At 70.7% G+C, this 16,032-nt stretch carries 16 protein-coding genes; 14 read left to right on the forward strand and 2 right to left on the reverse strand.

Features of this window, described 5'->3' with window-relative positions; translation table 11 throughout:
• Positions 1 to 15: 15 nt before the first annotated feature.
• From AB0M76_RS04585 to AB0M76_RS04625, 9 genes are all read left to right on the forward strand, one after another.
• Positions 16 to 1,260: an ROK family glucokinase gene (locus AB0M76_RS04585; protein ID WP_365951507.1), complete on the forward strand. Its 1,245-nt coding sequence runs from the start codon at positions 16 to 18 to the stop codon at positions 1,258 to 1,260.
• Entirely contained in the window at positions 1,257 to 1,844 is a 588-nt protein-coding gene (locus tag AB0M76_RS04590) for a hypothetical protein (RefSeq protein WP_365951508.1), read from the forward strand. Before AB0M76_RS04585 ends, AB0M76_RS04590 begins: the two co-directional genes overlap by 4 nt.
• Before the next feature lie 63 nt (positions 1,845 to 1,907).
• On the forward strand, positions 1,908 to 2,540 hold the full coding sequence (locus tag AB0M76_RS04595) for an MBL fold metallo-hydrolase (RefSeq protein ID WP_365951509.1): 633 nt from the start codon (positions 1,908 to 1,910) through the stop codon (positions 2,538 to 2,540).
• 30 nt (positions 2,541 to 2,570) lie between these two features.
• On the forward strand, positions 2,571 to 3,356 hold the full coding sequence (locus tag AB0M76_RS04600; protein ID WP_365951510.1) for an exodeoxyribonuclease III: 786 nt from the start codon (positions 2,571 to 2,573) through the stop codon (positions 3,354 to 3,356).
• 78 nt (positions 3,357 to 3,434) lie between these two features.
• Positions 3,435 to 3,875 (forward strand): DUF6278 family protein, encoded by a 441-nt coding sequence (locus tag AB0M76_RS04605; protein ID WP_327361233.1) that lies wholly within the window; start codon positions 3,435 to 3,437, stop codon positions 3,873 to 3,875.
• Between the two features lie 140 nt (positions 3,876 to 4,015).
• Positions 4,016 to 4,759, forward strand: a complete 744-nt coding sequence (locus AB0M76_RS04610; RefSeq protein WP_266634630.1) for an amino acid ABC transporter ATP-binding protein — start codon at positions 4,016 to 4,018, stop codon at positions 4,757 to 4,759.
• A gap of 11 nt (positions 4,760 to 4,770) precedes the next feature.
• Complete coding sequence (locus AB0M76_RS04615; protein ID WP_365951511.1) at positions 4,771 to 5,703, forward strand: glutamate ABC transporter substrate-binding protein; 933 nt, start codon at positions 4,771 to 4,773, stop codon at positions 5,701 to 5,703.
• A gap of 17 nt (positions 5,704 to 5,720) precedes the next feature.
• Positions 5,721 to 6,365 (forward strand): amino acid ABC transporter permease, encoded by a 645-nt coding sequence (locus AB0M76_RS04620; protein WP_365951512.1) that lies wholly within the window; start codon positions 5,721 to 5,723, stop codon positions 6,363 to 6,365.
• Positions 6,362 to 7,246, forward strand: a complete 885-nt coding sequence (locus tag AB0M76_RS04625) for an amino acid ABC transporter permease (RefSeq protein WP_365951513.1) — start codon at positions 6,362 to 6,364, stop codon at positions 7,244 to 7,246. The genes AB0M76_RS04620 and AB0M76_RS04625 overlap by 4 nt, the downstream gene beginning before the upstream one ends.
• Before the next feature lie 36 nt (positions 7,247 to 7,282).
• Here the strand turns inward: AB0M76_RS04625 and AB0M76_RS04630 are convergent, their stop codons facing one another.
• Positions 7,283 to 8,881 carry a CocE/NonD family hydrolase gene (locus AB0M76_RS04630; RefSeq protein ID WP_365951514.1) on the reverse strand — a complete coding sequence of 533 codons (1,599 nt, stop codon included), beginning with the start codon at positions 8,879 to 8,881 and terminating at the stop codon, positions 7,283 to 7,285.
• A gap of 121 nt (positions 8,882 to 9,002) precedes the next feature.
• The gene (locus AB0M76_RS04635; RefSeq protein WP_365951908.1) at positions 9,003 to 10,190 is read right to left on the reverse strand and encodes an Ig-like domain-containing protein; all 1,188 of its coding nucleotides are present in this window, start codon (positions 10,188 to 10,190) and stop codon (positions 9,003 to 9,005) included.
• A 298-nt stretch (positions 10,191 to 10,488) separates the two neighbouring features.
• On the opposite strand from AB0M76_RS04635, the gene AB0M76_RS04640 reads away from it, so the two are divergent.
• From AB0M76_RS04640 to AB0M76_RS04660, 5 genes are all read left to right on the forward strand, one after another.
• Positions 10,489 to 11,658, forward strand: coding sequence for a peptidoglycan bridge formation glycyltransferase FemA/FemB family protein (locus tag AB0M76_RS04640; RefSeq protein WP_365951515.1), 1,170 nt, complete (start codon positions 10,489 to 10,491; stop codon positions 11,656 to 11,658).
• A gap of 89 nt (positions 11,659 to 11,747) precedes the next feature.
• Positions 11,748 to 13,358 (forward strand): murein biosynthesis integral membrane protein MurJ, encoded by a 1,611-nt coding sequence (gene murJ, locus AB0M76_RS04645; protein WP_365951909.1) that lies wholly within the window; start codon positions 11,748 to 11,750, stop codon positions 13,356 to 13,358.
• A gap of 39 nt (positions 13,359 to 13,397) precedes the next feature.
• Positions 13,398 to 14,081, forward strand: a complete 684-nt coding sequence (locus AB0M76_RS04650; protein WP_266997806.1) for a response regulator transcription factor — start codon at positions 13,398 to 13,400, stop codon at positions 14,079 to 14,081.
• A complete protein-coding gene (locus AB0M76_RS04655; RefSeq protein WP_365951516.1) occupies positions 14,078 to 15,520 on the forward strand; it encodes a HAMP domain-containing sensor histidine kinase in 1,443 nt (480 codons plus the stop codon). The genes AB0M76_RS04650 and AB0M76_RS04655 overlap by 4 nt, the downstream gene beginning before the upstream one ends.
• Positions 15,517 to 16,026 (forward strand): hypothetical protein, encoded by a 510-nt coding sequence (locus AB0M76_RS04660; protein WP_365951517.1) that lies wholly within the window; start codon positions 15,517 to 15,519, stop codon positions 16,024 to 16,026. Before AB0M76_RS04655 ends, AB0M76_RS04660 begins: the two co-directional genes overlap by 4 nt.
• The last annotated feature ends 6 nt before the right edge of the window (positions 16,027 to 16,032 follow it).

Here is a 16,032-nt window from a genome sequence, read left to right on the forward strand (position 1 = left end):
GGACGACACGACTCGATGAGCACGTACCGGGACTTCACGCTCACCCACCGGGGGTCCGCGCGAGGCACCGTCCTGCGGACCATCGGGACCCGTGAGCGCCGGTCGCACCTGACCGCCCCGCGCGTCCCGACCGTCGGCATCGACATCGGCGGCACCAAGGTGATGGCCGGCGTCGTCGACGCCGACGGGATCATCCTGGAGAAGATCCGCGCCGAGACCCCCGACAAGTCCAAGAGCCCCAAGGTCGTCGAGGACACCATCGTCGAGCTGGTCCTCGACCTGTCCGACCGGCACGACGTCCACGCCGTGGGCATCGGCGCGGCCGGCTGGGTCGACGCCGACCGCTCCCGCGTGCTGTTCGCACCCCACCTGGCCTGGCGCGACGAGCCGCTGCGCGACGCGCTGCAGTCCCGGCTCGTGGTCCCGGTCATGGTGGACAACGATGCCAACACCGCCGCCTGGGCCGAGTGGCGCTTCGGCGCCGGGCGCGGCGAGGACCACCTCGTCATGATCACCCTCGGCACCGGCATCGGCGGCGCGATCCTCGAGGGCGGCCAGGTCAAGCGCGGCCGCTTCGGGGTCGCCGGCGAGTTCGGCCACATGCAGGTCGTCCCCGGCGGCCACCGCTGCCCGTGCGGAAACCGCGGCTGCTGGGAGCAGTACAGCTCCGGAAACGCTCTGGTCCGCGAGGCCCGCGAGCTGGCCGCCGCCGACTCCCCGGTCGCGCACGACATCATCGCCAGGGTCGGCGGCAACGTCTCGGAGATCACCGGGCCGCTCATCACCGAGCTGGCCCGCGAGGGCGACGCCATGTGCATCGAGCTCCTCGAGGACATCGGCCAGTGGCTCGGCGTCGGCATCGCCAACCTCGCCGCCGCCCTCGACCCCTCCTGCTTCGTCATCGGCGGCGGCGTCAGCGCCGCCGACGACCTGCTGATCGGCCCCGCCCGGGACGCCTTCCGGCGCCACCTCACCGGCCGTGGCTACCGCCCCGAGGCCCGCATCGCCAAGGCCCAGCTCGGCCCCGAGGCCGGCATGGTCGGCGCCGCCGACCTGGCCCGGCTCGTCGCCCGCCGCTTCCGCCGCGCCACGCGCCGGCGCGTCGAGAGGTACGAGCGCTACGCGCAGTGGGGCCTGATCGACTCCCCGGCCACCGCGGACCGCAAGGCCGCGGACCCCAAGGCCGCCGAGGCCAAGGCCGCAGACCCCACGACCGCGGACCCCACGACCGCGGACCTCACGGACGGGGACACGCAGTGACACCGCCCACCCTGCCCCGCCAGGCGCCCGCCCCCGAGGAGGGCGGCACGCGGCTCCCGGCGGAGGACCGCAAGCACGTCGTCCGGCGCCGCTGGATCACGGCGATCATCATCCTGCTGCTGGTCGGCGTGCCCGCCGGCTACCTCGCCGTGTCAGCCCAGCAGAGCCGCGAGAGCGGCCGCGACAAGGCCGCCAAGGTCGGCGCGACCAAGGTGCGCCCCGGCTGGCCGTCCAGGGTGCAGCGCAGCATCTACGAGGTGCCGATCCCGCCGAAGGCCTGGCGGGTCGGGTTCCTCGAAACCAACAACTGGCGCACCAGCCGGCTGTACGTGCAGTTCGCGGTCACCCCCGCCGACCTGGACTCCTTCCTCGCCGAGGTCGGCACCAGCCGGGCGGAGATGACCCGCGAGGTCTCCGTCGGGGCGCACGACGCCGCGGTCGCGGGCTGGAGCTGGGGCCCGCAGAACTCCTGGTACGGCACCACCCTGGAGCAGCCGAACCCGCGCCCGACCCGGGACGTCACGGTCGACCTCACGGACCCGGAGAAGCCCCGGGTCTACGTGGTGTCCACGGCGACCCCTTAGCGGCAGCCCCGGCAGCCCTGTAGTACCGCCCTGACCGCGTCGTCCCGCCGCTAGCCTGGGATCATGAAGCTCACCAAGCGGCTGCATTCCTGTATCCAACTGGAGAAGGACGGGCGCGTGCTCGTCATCGACCCGGGCGCCTTCAGCGAGCCCGACGCAGGGCTCGGGGCGGACGCCCTGCTCGTCACGCACGAGCACCCCGACCACTTCGACGAGGGCCGGCTGCGGGCCGCCCTCGACGCGAACCCGGCCGCCGCGCTGTGGACGCTGCGCAGCGTCGCGGAGCGGCTGGCCCCGGCCTATCCGGGCCGCGTGCACACCGTCGGCCACGGGGACGCCTTCAGTGCCGCCGGGTTCCAGGTCCAGGTGCACGGCGAGCTGCACGCCGTGGTCCACCCGGACATCCCGCAGGTCACCAATGTCGGCTACCTGGTGGAGGGTTCGCTCTTCCACCCCGGTGACGCGCTGACCGTGCCCGAGGTGCCCGTGGACACCCTGATGCTGCCGGTGCACGCGCCCTGGAACAAGGTCTCCGAAGTGATCGACTACCTGCGCGAGGTCAAGCCGCGCCGGGCCATCGACATCCACGACGCCTACCTCTCGGACATCGCCCGGCCGATCTACGACCACGCCCTGGCCGCCCTCGGCGGCACCCACCACGGGCGGCTCGCCGCCGGGGAGGCCGCGGAACTGTGACTGTCGGAGCCGGGCGGTAGGTTGGACGGCATGCGTATCGCCACGTTCAACGTCAACTCGATCACCGCCCGGCTGCCGCGCCTGCTGGCCTGGCTGGAGAGCTCCGGCACGGATGTCGTGTGCATCCAGGAGACCAAGTGCTCCGCGGAGCAGTTCCCGCACGAGCAGCTGCGCGAGCTGGGCTACGAGGCGGCCGTCAACGCCACCGGCCGGTGGAACGGGGTGGCCCTGATCTCCAAGGTCGGCCTGGAGGACGTGGTCCGGGGCCTGCCCGGCGGCCCCGACTACGAGGGCGTCGAGGAGCCCCGGGCGATCTCCGCCACCTGCGGCGGGGTGCGCCTGTGGTCGGTGTACGTGCCGAACGGCCGCGAGGTCGAGCACGACCACTACGGCTACAAGCTGGACTGGTTCCGCGCGCTGACCTCCGCCGTCGCCGAAGACGCGGCCGGCCCGCGCCCGTTCGCCGTGCTCGGCGACTACAACGTGGCCCCCACCGACGAGGACGTGTACGACCCGGCGGTCTTCGCGGGCCTGACCCACGTGACCCCCGCCGAGCGCGCCGCCCTGGAGGCACTGCGTGCCGCGGGGCTCGCCGACGTGCTGCCGCGCCCGCTCAAGTACGACCGCCCGTACACGTACTGGGACTACCGCCAGCTCGCCTTCCCCAAGAACCGCGGCATGCGCATCGACCTGGTCTACGGGAACGAGCCCTTCACCAAGGCCGTCACCGATGCCTACGTCGACCGCGAGGAGCGCAAGGGCAAGGGCGCCTCGGACCACGCCCCGGTGGTCGTGGACCTGGCGCTGGACGCCTGACGCGGCCACAGGGCGCGCCGTGGACGGATCCCGCGCGCCCTGTGGCCAGCGCGGGATCCTGGTGCCAGGCTGGGCGGTATGAACATCCCCTTCCTGGACAACTGGCTGAACCGGCACGAAACGGAACGGGGTGCGGGACTCGCCGCCACCCTCGCGGACGACCCCGAGGGCATCAACGAGTTGTTCTCGGAATGCGAGATGCTGCGCGTCCACGCGCGGGCGGCCGGGCTGGAACTCGACGAGAGCCCGGCCTCGTTGGAGGCGCTCGACCAGCTGATGCCCCGCTGGCGCCGGGACCCGGTGGTCGTGCCCTGGCTCGGCAACGACGCGGGCCTCTACCTCGGGACCGTGATCATCCGGACCAAGCTGGGCTCCGCCTGGCAGGTGTGGCCCAACGGCCAGCCGGTGATCCGCCTGGCCTCGGGCCGCGAGCTGAACGTGGTGGAGTGGGGGGTGTCCTGGGCGATGACCGGATCCCCCGAGCTCTCCCAGGCCTACGCCGAAGCCTCCGAGGGCTGAGTCCCTCCGCGGGAACGGGCGGGCAGTTTCATCACAGTGTGGGCTTTATGCCCTCTTTAGGCGTGTCGAGATGAAGTGCTCTTCCGCGGCTGGATAGTTTGCGCTGACCTCGAGATTCCGACAGGTGGGCAGGGCAGCGCATGGCCGTCGATCCGTTGATCGAGCTGCGGGACGTCAACAAGCACTACGGGGCATTGCACGTACTCCAGGACATCAACCTCACCGTCGGCCGCGGGGAGGTGGTGGTGATCATCGGCCCGTCCGGTTCCGGGAAGTCGACCCTGTGCCGGACCATCAACCGCCTGGAGACCATCGAGTCGGGCACGATCAGGCTCGAGGGCAAGCCGCTGCCCGACGAGGGCAAGGAGCTGGCCGCGCTCCGCGCCGACGTCGGGATGGTCTTCCAGTCCTTCAACCTTTTCGCGCACAAGACCGTCCTCGCCAACGTCTCGCTCGCGCAGATCAAGGTCAGGAAGCGCAAGAAGGACGAGGCCGACAAGCGCTCCCGGGAGCTGCTCGCCCGCGTCGGCCTCGCCGACCAGGCGCCGAAGTACCCCGCCCAGCTCTCCGGCGGCCAGCAGCAGCGCGTCGCCATCGCCCGCGCCCTGGCCATGAACCCCAAGGCGCTGCTCTTCGACGAGCCCACCTCCGCGCTCGACCCGGAGATGATCAACGAGGTGCTGGAGGTCATGCGGCAGCTCGCCGCCGACGGCATGACCATGGTCGTGGTCACCCACGAGATGGGCTTCGCCCGCTCCGCCGCCAACCGCGTCGTGTTCATGGCCGACGGCAGGATCGTCGAGGACCGGACACCGGAGGCCTTCTTCACCGCCCCGGAGAGCGAACGGGCCAAGGACTTCCTCTCCAAGATCCTCAAACACTGAGGGGCGGCCCGATGAAGCGAACCCGCGGCGCGCGGCCGCGCGCCTGCCTCCGCCGCCTCCTCCTCGCCGCTGCCCTGTTGGCAGCCCTCGCCGGCTGCGGCAAGGAGGGCAGCCCCCCGGTCAAGGGCCCGCAGCCCGAGGACCTGCCGGTGTACAAGGTCGCGACGGACTTCCGGCTGCCGGAGTCCCCCACGTGGGAGAAGGCCAGGAAGCGCGGCCACCTGGTGGTCGGCGCCAAGGAGGACCAGCCGTACATGGGGGAGAAGGACCCGGCGAGCGGCCGCTACTCCGGCTTCGACATCGAGATCGCCAAGATGATGTCGGCCTCGCTCGGCTTCGACCCCAAGACGATCGAGTTCAAGACGATCGCCTCCGCCAACCGCGAGACCGCCCTCCAGAACGGCCAGATCGACTACTACGTCGGCACCTACACGATCAACGACAACCGCAAGAAGCAGGTCGGCTTCGCCGGCCCGTACTTCATGGCCGGCCAGTCCCTGCTCGTCCGCAAGAACGAGAAGGACATCAAGGGCCCCGAGGACCTCGCCGGCAAGAAGGTCTGCTCCGCCGCCGGCTCCACCCCGTACCAGCGGCTCCAGAAGGAGTACCCGCAGGCGGTCCTGGTCGCCTACGACACCTACTCGGTCTGCGTGGACAACCTGCTGACCTACCAGGTCGACGCCGTCTCCACCGACGACTCGATCCTCCTCGGCTACGCGGCCAAGGTCCCCGAGGAACTGAAGGTGGTCGGCGCGCCCTTCTCCGAGGAGCCCTACGGCATCGGCGTCCCGCGCAGCGACAACGCCCTGCGCTTCGCCCTCGACGACGCCCTGGAGGCGCATGAGAAGAACGGCGACTGGAAGAAGGCGTACGAGGCGACGCTCGGCCTGTCCGGCGTGCCCGCCCCGAAGCCGCCCGCCATCGACCGCTACCCGGCGAGCTGAGGGGACAGCACACCACCATGCACGTACTCACGGAGAACTTCTCGCTCTACGCGAAGGGCTTCCTCGGGACCGTCCAGCTCACGGTCTACGCCTCGCTCCTCGCCCTGGCCCTCGGCTTCGTGATGGCCTCCTTCCGCGTCGCGCCCGTCGGCTCCCTGCGGCTCTTCGGCACGGTCTGGGTCACCGTGCTGCGCAACACCCCGCTCACCCTGCTCTTCTTCGCGGTGCTGCTGGGCCTGCCGCGCTTCGGGGTGGTCCTGCCCTTCCAGGTGTTCGCCGTGCTGTCGCTGGGCTGCTACACCTCCGCCTTCATCTGCGAGGTCCTGCGCTCGGGCATCAACACCGTGCCCAAGGGCCAGGGCGAGGCCTCCCGCAGTCTCGGCATGACCTTCTCCCAGACCCTGGGCGGGGTGGTCCTGCCGCAGGCCTTCCGCAGCGTCATCCCGCCCATCGGCTCCACGCTGATCGCACTCGCCAAGAACTCCGCGATCGCCGGCTCCTTCAGCGTCACCGAGTTGCTGGGCACGTACAAGCCCCTCAACGAGCTGGGCTACAGCATCGTCTGGACCTTCGTCTGGATCGCCGTCGGCTACCTGGTCATCACCTTGTCCATCAGTGCGCTCTTCAACGTGCTGGAGAGGCGCTGGGGGATCGTCCGATGACCGCGCACGCACTCCACGGGGACCTGGAGTCCACCGCCCTCTACGACGTGCCCGGCCCGCAGGCCAGGCGCCGGCACTTCCTCTACGGGATCGTCTCGACCGTGGTGATCCTCGGCCTGCTCGCCTGGATCCTCTACCTCCTCTTCGACACCGACCAGTTCACCGCCGCCAAGTGGAGCCCCTTCACGTACAAGGGCATCCAGGAACTGCTGCTCAGGGGGCTGGGGAACACCCTCAAGGCCTTCATGTACGCCTCGGTGTTCTCGCTCGTCCTCGGCGCGGTGCTCGCGACCGGGCGGCTGTCCGTGCACCGGCCGGTGCGCTGGGCGGCCACGCTGTGCGTGGAGTTCTTCCGGGCGATGCCGGTGCTGGTGATGATCTTCTTCATCTTCGTCGCCCTGAAGGTCCAGCCGCTGCCCGCGCTGGTGGCGGGGCTGACCCTGTACAACGGCTCGGTCCTCGCCGAGGTCTTCCGTACGGGCATCAACTCGGTCGACAGGGGCCAGCGGGAGGCGGCGTACGCGCTGGGCATGCGCAAGACCCAGGTCATGACGTACGTGCTCAGCCCGCAGGCGGTCCGGGCGATGCTGCCTACGATCATCAGCCAGTTGGTGGTGGCCCTGAAGGACACCTCGCTCGGCTATCTGATCACGTACGAGGAGTTCCTGCACGCGGGCAAGCTGATCGCCTCGAACCTCGACTACGACCTGCCGTTCATCCCGGTCGTGATGATCATCTCCCCGATCTACATCGGGATGTGCATGCTGCTCTCCTGGTTCGCCGGCTGGGTGGCGCGGTTCGAGCGGCGCAGCGTGAAGACCGAGGCGGTCGATCTGCCTGCGCCGGAACCCGGAACGGTGCTGCCGGGCGGTTCTCGGTAGCTCCGAAGAGCCGCCCCGCCCGGCAGCAGCCGCAGATCACTGCTCGCGCAGAGGTACCGAGACGTACGAGGGATCGGTGCGCGGCGAGGAGAAGGTCAGCTGTGCGCCGGTGGGGTTGTGCTCGATGTACAGGGGGTCGACGGTGTCGATCACGAGGGCGAGCCGGTGGCCCTCGGGCACGTCGTAGGCGGTGGAGAACAGCTCCAGGTCCACGCCGAAGGCCTGGCCCCGCGGCTTGTCGTGGAAGGTGTACGGGGCGTTGCTGACGAGCTTGCCGATGCCGAGCGGGCCGACGTCGTAGAGGTACGCGACGAAGGTGCCGTCCGGGGCGGTGGGGGTGACGGTGGTGTGCAGCTTCACCGTGCCGCGGATGCGGCGGTCTGCGTCGTAGCGCGGCGACTGCCAGACGGCGGCGAAGGCCCGGGGCAGGAGCGGGATGGAGGCGGCCGGCGGCGCCTTGACGAACTGGTCCAGGATGCTGGAGAGGAAGATGACGCCGCCGTCGGCGCCCGAGTCGATGTTGGCGAAGAGGTGCTCGCTGTCGGAGAGCGCGAGCTTCTCGGCGCCGCCGGAGCCGACCGACTTCCAGTCGGCGTAGCCCTCGTAGCCGTCGTTGCTGCGGGACTTGATCTGTACCGGGGCCTCGGTGTCGACGCCGTTGCGCTCGCCCTTGAGGTAGCGGTCGAACCAGCGGCGGGCGTTGGTCCAGGTGTCGTTGGGCAGGCCGAGCAGGCCGGTGCCCTCGGCGGTGGCGTGGTCGCCGGGCCGGAACTCCAGGCGCTTGGGGCCCGTCAGCTTCTCGTAGAAGGCGGCGTACTGGTTGGGCGGGAAGATGGTGTCGCCCCACGCGTTGCCCAGCATGATCGCGGCGCCGTTGGCGTTGATCCGGTCGATCTGCTCCACGGCGGAGCGCTCCTTGCCCCACTCGATCATCTGCGCCTCCCGGTCCAGCCGGGAGCCGAGGAAGTCGCCCAGGATCTGCTGGAGTCCGGGGCCCGGGCGGCCGGTGAGGTAGCCCGCGCCGCCGAGCATCGCGGCGGCCTGGAGGTGCTGGGTGCGGCCCGAGTAGATCGACTCGATGAGGTCGGCCCAGCCGCTGAGCGCGACCACGGCCTTGACCCTGGGGTCGTGCGCGGAGGCCAGCAGGCTGATGCCCGCGCCGTACGAGACCCCGCCCAGGCCGATGCGGGCGGCGTCGGCGGGGGTGTTGGCGAGCGCCCAGTCGATGACGGCGGAGACGTCGGCGGTGTCCGGCGGGCCGGCCACCTCGATCTCGCCGCCGGAGAGCCAGAAGCCGCGGGAGGTGTAACTGACCACGACGTAGCCGTCGTCTGCGAGCTTCCTGGCCTGTGCGATGTATTCGATCTGCGGCATGCCCCAGCTGGTGGGGAGCACGATCAGCGGGTATTTCCGGCCGGGCTGGGCGCCTGCCGGGGTGAACACGTTGCCCTTGAGGGTGATCCCGCCGGAGCCGGGGATGTCGTGGAAACGCAGCTCCGCCGAGGCGTCTGCCGTCGTTGCGGCAGCGGCTGCGGGCGCCGCCTGGGCCTGGTGGGGGGCCAGGCCCAGGGCGGTTGCCGCCAGTACGGCCACCACGGCAGCCGCGGCGGGGGTGGTGCGGACGGTGCGGACCATCGATCGCTCCTCGCGTGCGCCGGTGTCAAAGTGACCCGACGGTAACGGGAGGGGGTTACCGGAAGTAACCCATCGGTAAGTTACGCGCTGGTAACGATTGGATGTGTGTCAAGTGCGGGGATCAGCCGTTCTGGGGAGTGCCGCCCGCGCCGCCCGCCAGGGCGCTCTTGGCCTTCCACTCGTCCCAGGACAGGTTCCACTCGCCGTAGCCGTTGCCGATGTCGGCCTTGCCCTTGGAGCCGTCGCCGGTGACCTCGACCAGGTCGCCCACCTGGGCTTCGCCGAACAGCGCCTTCGCGTCGGAGTCGCTCATGCCGACGCAGCCGGAACTGGTGTTCGCCCGGCCGAAGTTGCCGTTGTTCCACGGTGCGGCGTGGATGTACATGCCCGACCAGGTCACCCGCATCGAGTAGTCGACCATCTTGTCGTAGGAGTCGCCCAGGCCCACCGTCTGGGAGTCCATCCGGATGGTGCCCTCCTTGGTCATCAGCACCATCTTCCCGGACCAGGAGGCCTTCTGGCCGCCGGGCGTGCCCGCCGAGACCGGGATGGTCTTCACCGCCTGGCCGTCCTCGGTCACCGTCATCTTGCGGGTGTCCAGGTTCACCTGGAGCCGGCGGTCCTTGCCGATCTTGAACTCGGTGTTGTAGTCCTTGACGAACATCCCGCCGCCCTGGCCCGAGTCCACCCCGTTGAGGTTCATCTCGACCTTGACGTCGGTGCCGGACTTCCAGTACTCCTTCGGCCGCCAGTCCACCCGGTCGTTGCCGGTGTAGTCCTTGAACCAGCCCCAGGAGCCCTCGGTGTTGTTCGAGGTGGTGACCTTCAGGTGCTTCTCGACCTCGGCCTTGTTCTTCACCGGGTTGTCGAACACGATCGAGACCGGCTGGGCGATGCCCACCACCGGATTGGCCTTGCCCGGGTTGATCGTGACCTTGTTCACCTTGTCCGCGGCGACCGTCTTGAACTGGGCGCTCGCGTTCTGGCTGTCGGTGTTCTGCGCCTCGACCTTGTAGTCCGTGCCCGGCGAGGCGTTGCGCTCGGACGTCCAGGACTTGCCGTCGTCGGCTATCTTCCCGGGCAGTTCACCGCCCTTGCCGTCGGACACCTTCACCAGGGACAGCTTCCCCTCGGCGAGGGTCACCTTCACCGGCTCGCCGGGCTTGGCCTGATCGCCCGTGAGGTTCACGGATATCGCCATGTCCGGCTTCTTCTTCATCTCCGCCGCGCCGGACCCGCTCCCGTTCCCGCCCGAGCCGCCACTGCAGGCGGTCAGCGCGGCGGCCATGAGTGCGGTCCCGGCCAGCATGGCGTGGCGGCTGCGTGCGATACGGCGTGTGCGGCTCAACGAAAACCCCTCCAAGTAATGATCGTCCGCAAAAGGAGATGCGAACGGCACGACTGTAGGTTGCATAATCCGCCGAAAAGATCCGACTTTCGGTTGTGACGTGGACCGCAGCGAAACGGTCATCGTCCGGTCACAATCGCCGCGCACTTCGGTCATGGACACCTGTGAGAGTCCTGTGCATCCCGCATCCCGCATCCCGCATCCCGCATCCCGCATCCGCATCCCGGGTTCCCGGACGTACAGGAAGGCCCGATCCGTCGTGTGCGCACTGCTCGTGACCCCCGCCCAGCGACACCAGTCCCCGGACCAGGAGCTGAGTGTGCGTCCGCTGTCCGTTCCGGAATACCAGGCCTTCCTTTCCAGTAACCGGAACGCGAGCTTTCTCCAGTACCCGTCCTGGGCCGGGGTGAAGGACCTTTGGCGCTCGGAAAGGGTCGGATGGCACTACCCCGACGGGGAAATAGCCGGTGCCGGACTGGTCCTGTACCGCCAATTCCCCGGCACCCGTAAATATTTCGCCTACCTCCCCGAGGGCCCCGTCGCCGACTGGTCCGACCCGAACATCGACCGGTGGCTGGACCCCTTCAAGCGCCATCTGCGCGCGGCCGGCGCCTTCGCCGTCCGGATCGGGCCCACGCCCGCCTACCGCCGCTGGGACGCCGCCGCCGTCAAGTCCGGTACCGGACCCGGCCGGCAGATCTCCGACGTGCTCGCCACCGAGGTCGACCCGGTCGGCGCCGCACTCGCCGACCGGCTGCGCACCCGCGGCTGGAAGCGCTGCGGCGGCGAGGACGACGGCGACGCGCAGCCGCGCCACGTCTTCCGCGTACCCATCGCGGGCCGGTCCCTCGACGAGCTGTGGTCCGGCCTCAACCAGGAGTGGCGGCGCAATGTGCGCAAGGCCACGAAGTCCGGCGTGGAGACCGTCCTCGGCACCGCCGCCGACCTGCCCGAGTTCTACCGGCTGCTGCGCATCACCGAGGAGCGCGACGGCTTCCGCCTCGGCCGCTCGCTCGCGTACTACCAGCAGCAGTACGAGGTCCTCAACGCCGAGGCGCCCGGCCGGATGCGCCTCTACCTGGGCATCCACCAGGGCGAGATCCTCGCCGCGCACACCATGATCGTGGCCGGGAAGCGGGTCTGGTACCAGACCGGCGCCTCCGCCGACCACCGCCGCGAGGTCCGCCCCAGCAACGCCCTGCAGTGGCGCATGATGCGGGACGCACACACCCTCGGAGCGGACGAATACGACATGCGCGGGGTACCCTCCACCCTTGACCCCGGCGAACGTTCTTTCGGGCTGCTGCGCTGGAAGCTCGGCACCGGCGGGCAGGTCGTCGAAACGCTCGGCGAGTGGGAGACCCCGATGGACGGATACGGCAACACGGCGCTCTACAAGGCGTTCCAGGCCTACCTGGCCCGCCGGTGACGGCCACCGACACCAGACCGGCGACCGGTCCGTCCGCCGAAGGCACGCCTGCCGACGGCACCGCGGAGCCGGCACCGGGGAAGACCTCCGTGCTGCGCAGCGGTGCGCTCATGGCGGCCGGCTCGATCGTCTCCCGTGCCACCGGCTTCGTCCGCTCCGCCGTCGTCGTCGCCGCGCTCGGCACCGGGCTGCTCGGTGACAGCTACGCCGTCTCCAACACCGTCCCGAACATCCTGTACATGCTGCTCATCGGCGGCGCGCTCAACGCCGTCTTCGTGCCCGAGCTGGTCCGGGCCGCCAAGGAGCACCAGGACGGCGGGGCCGCCTACACCGACCGGTTGCTGACCGCCTGTACCGCGGCGCTCGTCGTGCTGACCGCCGTCGCCGTGCTGGCCGCGCCGCTGATCGTGTCCGCGTACACGCCCTACACCGGCACCCAGGCGAGCACCACCGTGGCCCTGGCCCGGTACTGCCTCCCGCAGATCCTCTTCTACGGGCTGTTCACCCTGCTCGGCCAGGTGCTGAACGCGCGCGGCCGGTTCGGCGCGATGATGTGGACCCCCGTCCTCAACAACATCGTGATCATCGGCGTCTTCGGGCTGTTCCTCGTGGTCTCCCAGGGCAGTCAAGGAGGTGCGGACGGCCTGACGGCCGGTGAGACCCGCCTCCTCGGCCTCGGCACCACCGCCGGCATCGTCCTCCAGGCCCTCGCCCTGGTCCCCTCGCTGCGCGCCGCCCGCTTCCGCTGGCGCCCCCGCTTCGACTGGCGCGGCAGCGGCCTCGCCCGCCCGCTGCGCAACGCGGGCTGGCTGGTCATGCTCGTCCTGACCAACCAGATCAGCTACTGGGTCGTCACCCGGCTCTCCACCGCCACCGGACGGCACGCCGTGGAGGCCGGCCTCGCGGGCGGCGCCGGCTACACCGCCTACAGCAACGCCTACCAGCTGTGGATCGTCCCGCAGGGCATCATCACCGTCTCCCTCGTGACGGCCCTGATGCCCCGGATGAGTTCCGCGGCCTCCGACGGCGACCTTGCCGCGGTACGCCGGGACGTGTCGTACGCGCTGCGCTCCAGTGCCGCCCTCGTCGTCCCCGCCGCCGCGCTGTTCGCCGCGCTCGCCCCCTGGGTCATGGGCAGCGTCTTCGGGTACGGGCGCACCGGCGCCGCCGACATCGAGGTCATGGCGGGCATGCTCGTGGCCTTCGCCCCCGGGCTGATCGCCTTCTCCGGGCAGTACGTCCTCTCGCGCGCCTTCTACGCCCTCTCCGACACCCGGACCCCGTTCTTCCTGAACCTGGTCATCGCCGGCCTGTGGGCCGTGCTGTCGGCCGCCGCGTACCTCGTGCTGCCGCCGCGCTGGGCGGTCACCGGAATGGCGGGCGCCTACTCCGTCGCGCTGTTCGCGGGCCTCGCGGTCACCGCGTACACCCTTGCCCGGCGGCTCGGCCCGCGCACGGGAAGCCGTACCGAGCGGCGCACCACCGCGGTCCGCACCCACCTGCGGCTGCTCGTCGCAAGCCTGCCCGCGGCCGCTGCCGGGTACGCGGCCGCCCGCGCGTCCGAGCGGTTCGGCGACTTCGCCGCCGTCGGCGCGGGAACCGCGGCCGTCGCGCTCGTCGTCGTCCTGCTCGCCAGGCCGCTGCGCCTCACGGAAATCACCGACCTGCTGGACTCCCTGCGGCAGAAAATCGGCCGTTAGCAGGAGAGCAAGCCCCCAATCACCTTGGACAATGACCGGATGCCACGCGTACTGCTGATCGAGGACGACCCTTCCATCAGGGAAGGAGTGGGCCTCGGCCTGCGCCGCCGCGGCCACGAGGTGAGCGCCGCCGAGACCGGCGAGGCGGGCCTCGCGCTGATGGGGAGCTTCCTCCCGGAGCTGGTGCTGCTCGACCTCATGCTGCCCGGGATGAACGGCGTGCAGGTCTGCCGCCGCATCCGCGAGACCAGCCAGCTCCCGATCATCATGCTGACCGCCCGCGGAGACGACTTCGACATAGTCGTCGGCCTCGAGGCCGGCGCCGACGACTACATCGTCAAACCCGCCCGCACCGAGGTCATCGAGGCCCGCATCAAGGCCGTGCTGCGCCGGCTCGGCGCCCCTTCGGGCAGCCGTCCCGAGGTCGAGTTCCACGGCGAGCTCGCCATCGACCGCGCCGGGCTGACCGTCGCCAAGAACGGCGAGCGAGTCCCCCTCGCCCCCAGCGAGATCAAACTCCTGCTGCACCTGTCCGCCTCGCCCGAGCAGGTCTTCTCCCGCCAGCAGCTCCTCGAGTACGTGTGGGACCACAGCTACCACGCCGACGCCCGGCTGGTGGACGCCTGCGTACGCCGCCTGCGCACCAAGGTCGAGGACCCCGACGGCAGCCCCCGCTACATCCAGACCGTGCGCGGCTTCGGCTACCGCTTCGGACCGCTGTGAGGCGCATCGCGCCGCTCGGGCTGCGCACCCGGCTGATCGCGGCCTTCCTGCTGGTCGCCGCGATCAGCGCGGTGACCACGGCCACGCTGACCTACCAGCAGGCCCGCACGGCGGTCCTCAAGCAGAGCCAGGACACCGCGGTCATCACCCTGCGGGACCTCGTGGGCACCCAGCCCCTCGACCTGCCGCTGGACCAGGCGCAGCTCCAGCGCATCGTCAACGAGCTGGGCAAAAAGGGCAAGCCGAACCCGTGGAACGTCTTCGCCGAGTACGGCACCCTGCGGGCCTCCAGCACCACCGCGCCCACCTCCACCGTGGTGACCGAGCAGCTCCGCCGCCAGGTGACGGCCCATCCGCACGGCGCCTTCCAGCGGGTGACCGACGCCTCCGGCACCCCGTACCTCACCGTCGGCATGCCGGCCGTCTTCCTCCACCACGAGACCCGGGAACCCACCGGCCTGGTCGTCTTCGCGACGATGCGCCTGACCACCGAGGGGAAGACGGTCGAGGCCATGGTCGAAGCCGCCCAGCGCGGCGCCGTCCCGGGCCTGGCCATCGCCGTCGTCCCCGCCCTGCTCGCCGCACGCAGCGTGCTGCGCCCGGTACGGGACATGCGCCGCGCAGCCCAACGCCTCGGCCGCGGCCGCCTCGACACCCGCATCGAGGTCCGCGGCGCCGACGAGCTCGCCGGCCTCGCCCGTACCTTCAACGAGACCGCCCGCGCCCTCGAACAGTCCGTGAGCGAACTGCGGGAGGCCGAGATCCGGGCCCGCCGATTCGCCTCCGACGTCTCCCACGAGCTGCGCACCCCGCTGTCGGGGATGCTCGCCGTCACCGAGGTCCTGGACGAGGACGCCGAGCGGCTGGACCCCGACACGGCCGCCGCCGTGCGGCTGGTCAGCGCCGAGACCGGCAAGCTCGCCGTCCTCGTCGAGGACCTCATGGAGATCTCCCGCTTCGACGCCCGCGCCGCCGAGCTCAACCTCGACGACGTGGACATCGCCGAGGCCGTGCAGAAGACCCTCGAGCTCCGCCGCTGGGACGACGAGCGGGTGGTCACCGACCTGCCGTGGCAGGTCCGCGCCCGGCTCGACCCGCGCCGCTTCGACGTGGTCCTCGCCAACCTCGTCGGCAACGCCCTCAAACACGGCGGCGCCCCGGTACACGTCACCGTGCGCACCGCATCGCGGATCGGCGGCCCCCGGCTGCTGATCGAAGTCGCCGACAGCGGGCCCGGCATCGCCCCCGAGGTGCTGCCGCACATCTTCGACCGGTTCTTCAAGGCCGACGCCGCCCGTACCCGCTCCGCGGGCAGCGGCCTCGGCCTCGCCATCAGCCTGGAGAACGTCCGGCTGCACGGCGGTACCCTGCGCGCCGCGAACGGGCCCGCCGGGGGAGCGGTGTTCACCCTCGACATGCCTCTGGAGGCCGACGCATGACCCGGGTACGGACGGCCGCGACCGCCGGCGCCGCCCTGCTGCTGGGCGGACAGCTGCTCACCGGCTGCGGGATCAAGCCCACCGGGGTCATCGAGAGCGGAGACGCCGCGAAGGTGGTCTTTCCCGACCCCCACACCAAGGGGACGGTGTACTTCGTGACGTCCGACGGGCGGCTCTTTCCCGTACCCGAGGGGGAGCAACCCGCCGAGTCGGCGGTATCCGTCCTCATGCGGCTGCTCATCGGCCCCCTCGACAAGGAGAAGGCCGCAAATCTGGAGACCCGGGTGCCCGCGCCGGCCGACAGGAAGCCGCCCTTCGGCATCTCGACGAGCATCGTGTCCGGGGAGACCCTGGAGGTCCGGCTGCCGTTCGCGGTCGCCGGCCTGTCCGAGACGGCCCGCCGTCAACTCGTGTGCACGGCGGCCTCCGTCGACCCGCGGTACGCGGTGGTCCTGCGCGGCCCGGACACCTCGGCCGGACCCGCCCGCTGCGACCTCGGCCGCTGATCGCCC

The sequence above is a fragment of the Streptomyces sp. NPDC051364 genome, assembly GCF_040682115.1.
Classification (GTDB): domain Bacteria; phylum Actinomycetota; class Actinomycetes; order Streptomycetales; family Streptomycetaceae; genus Streptomyces.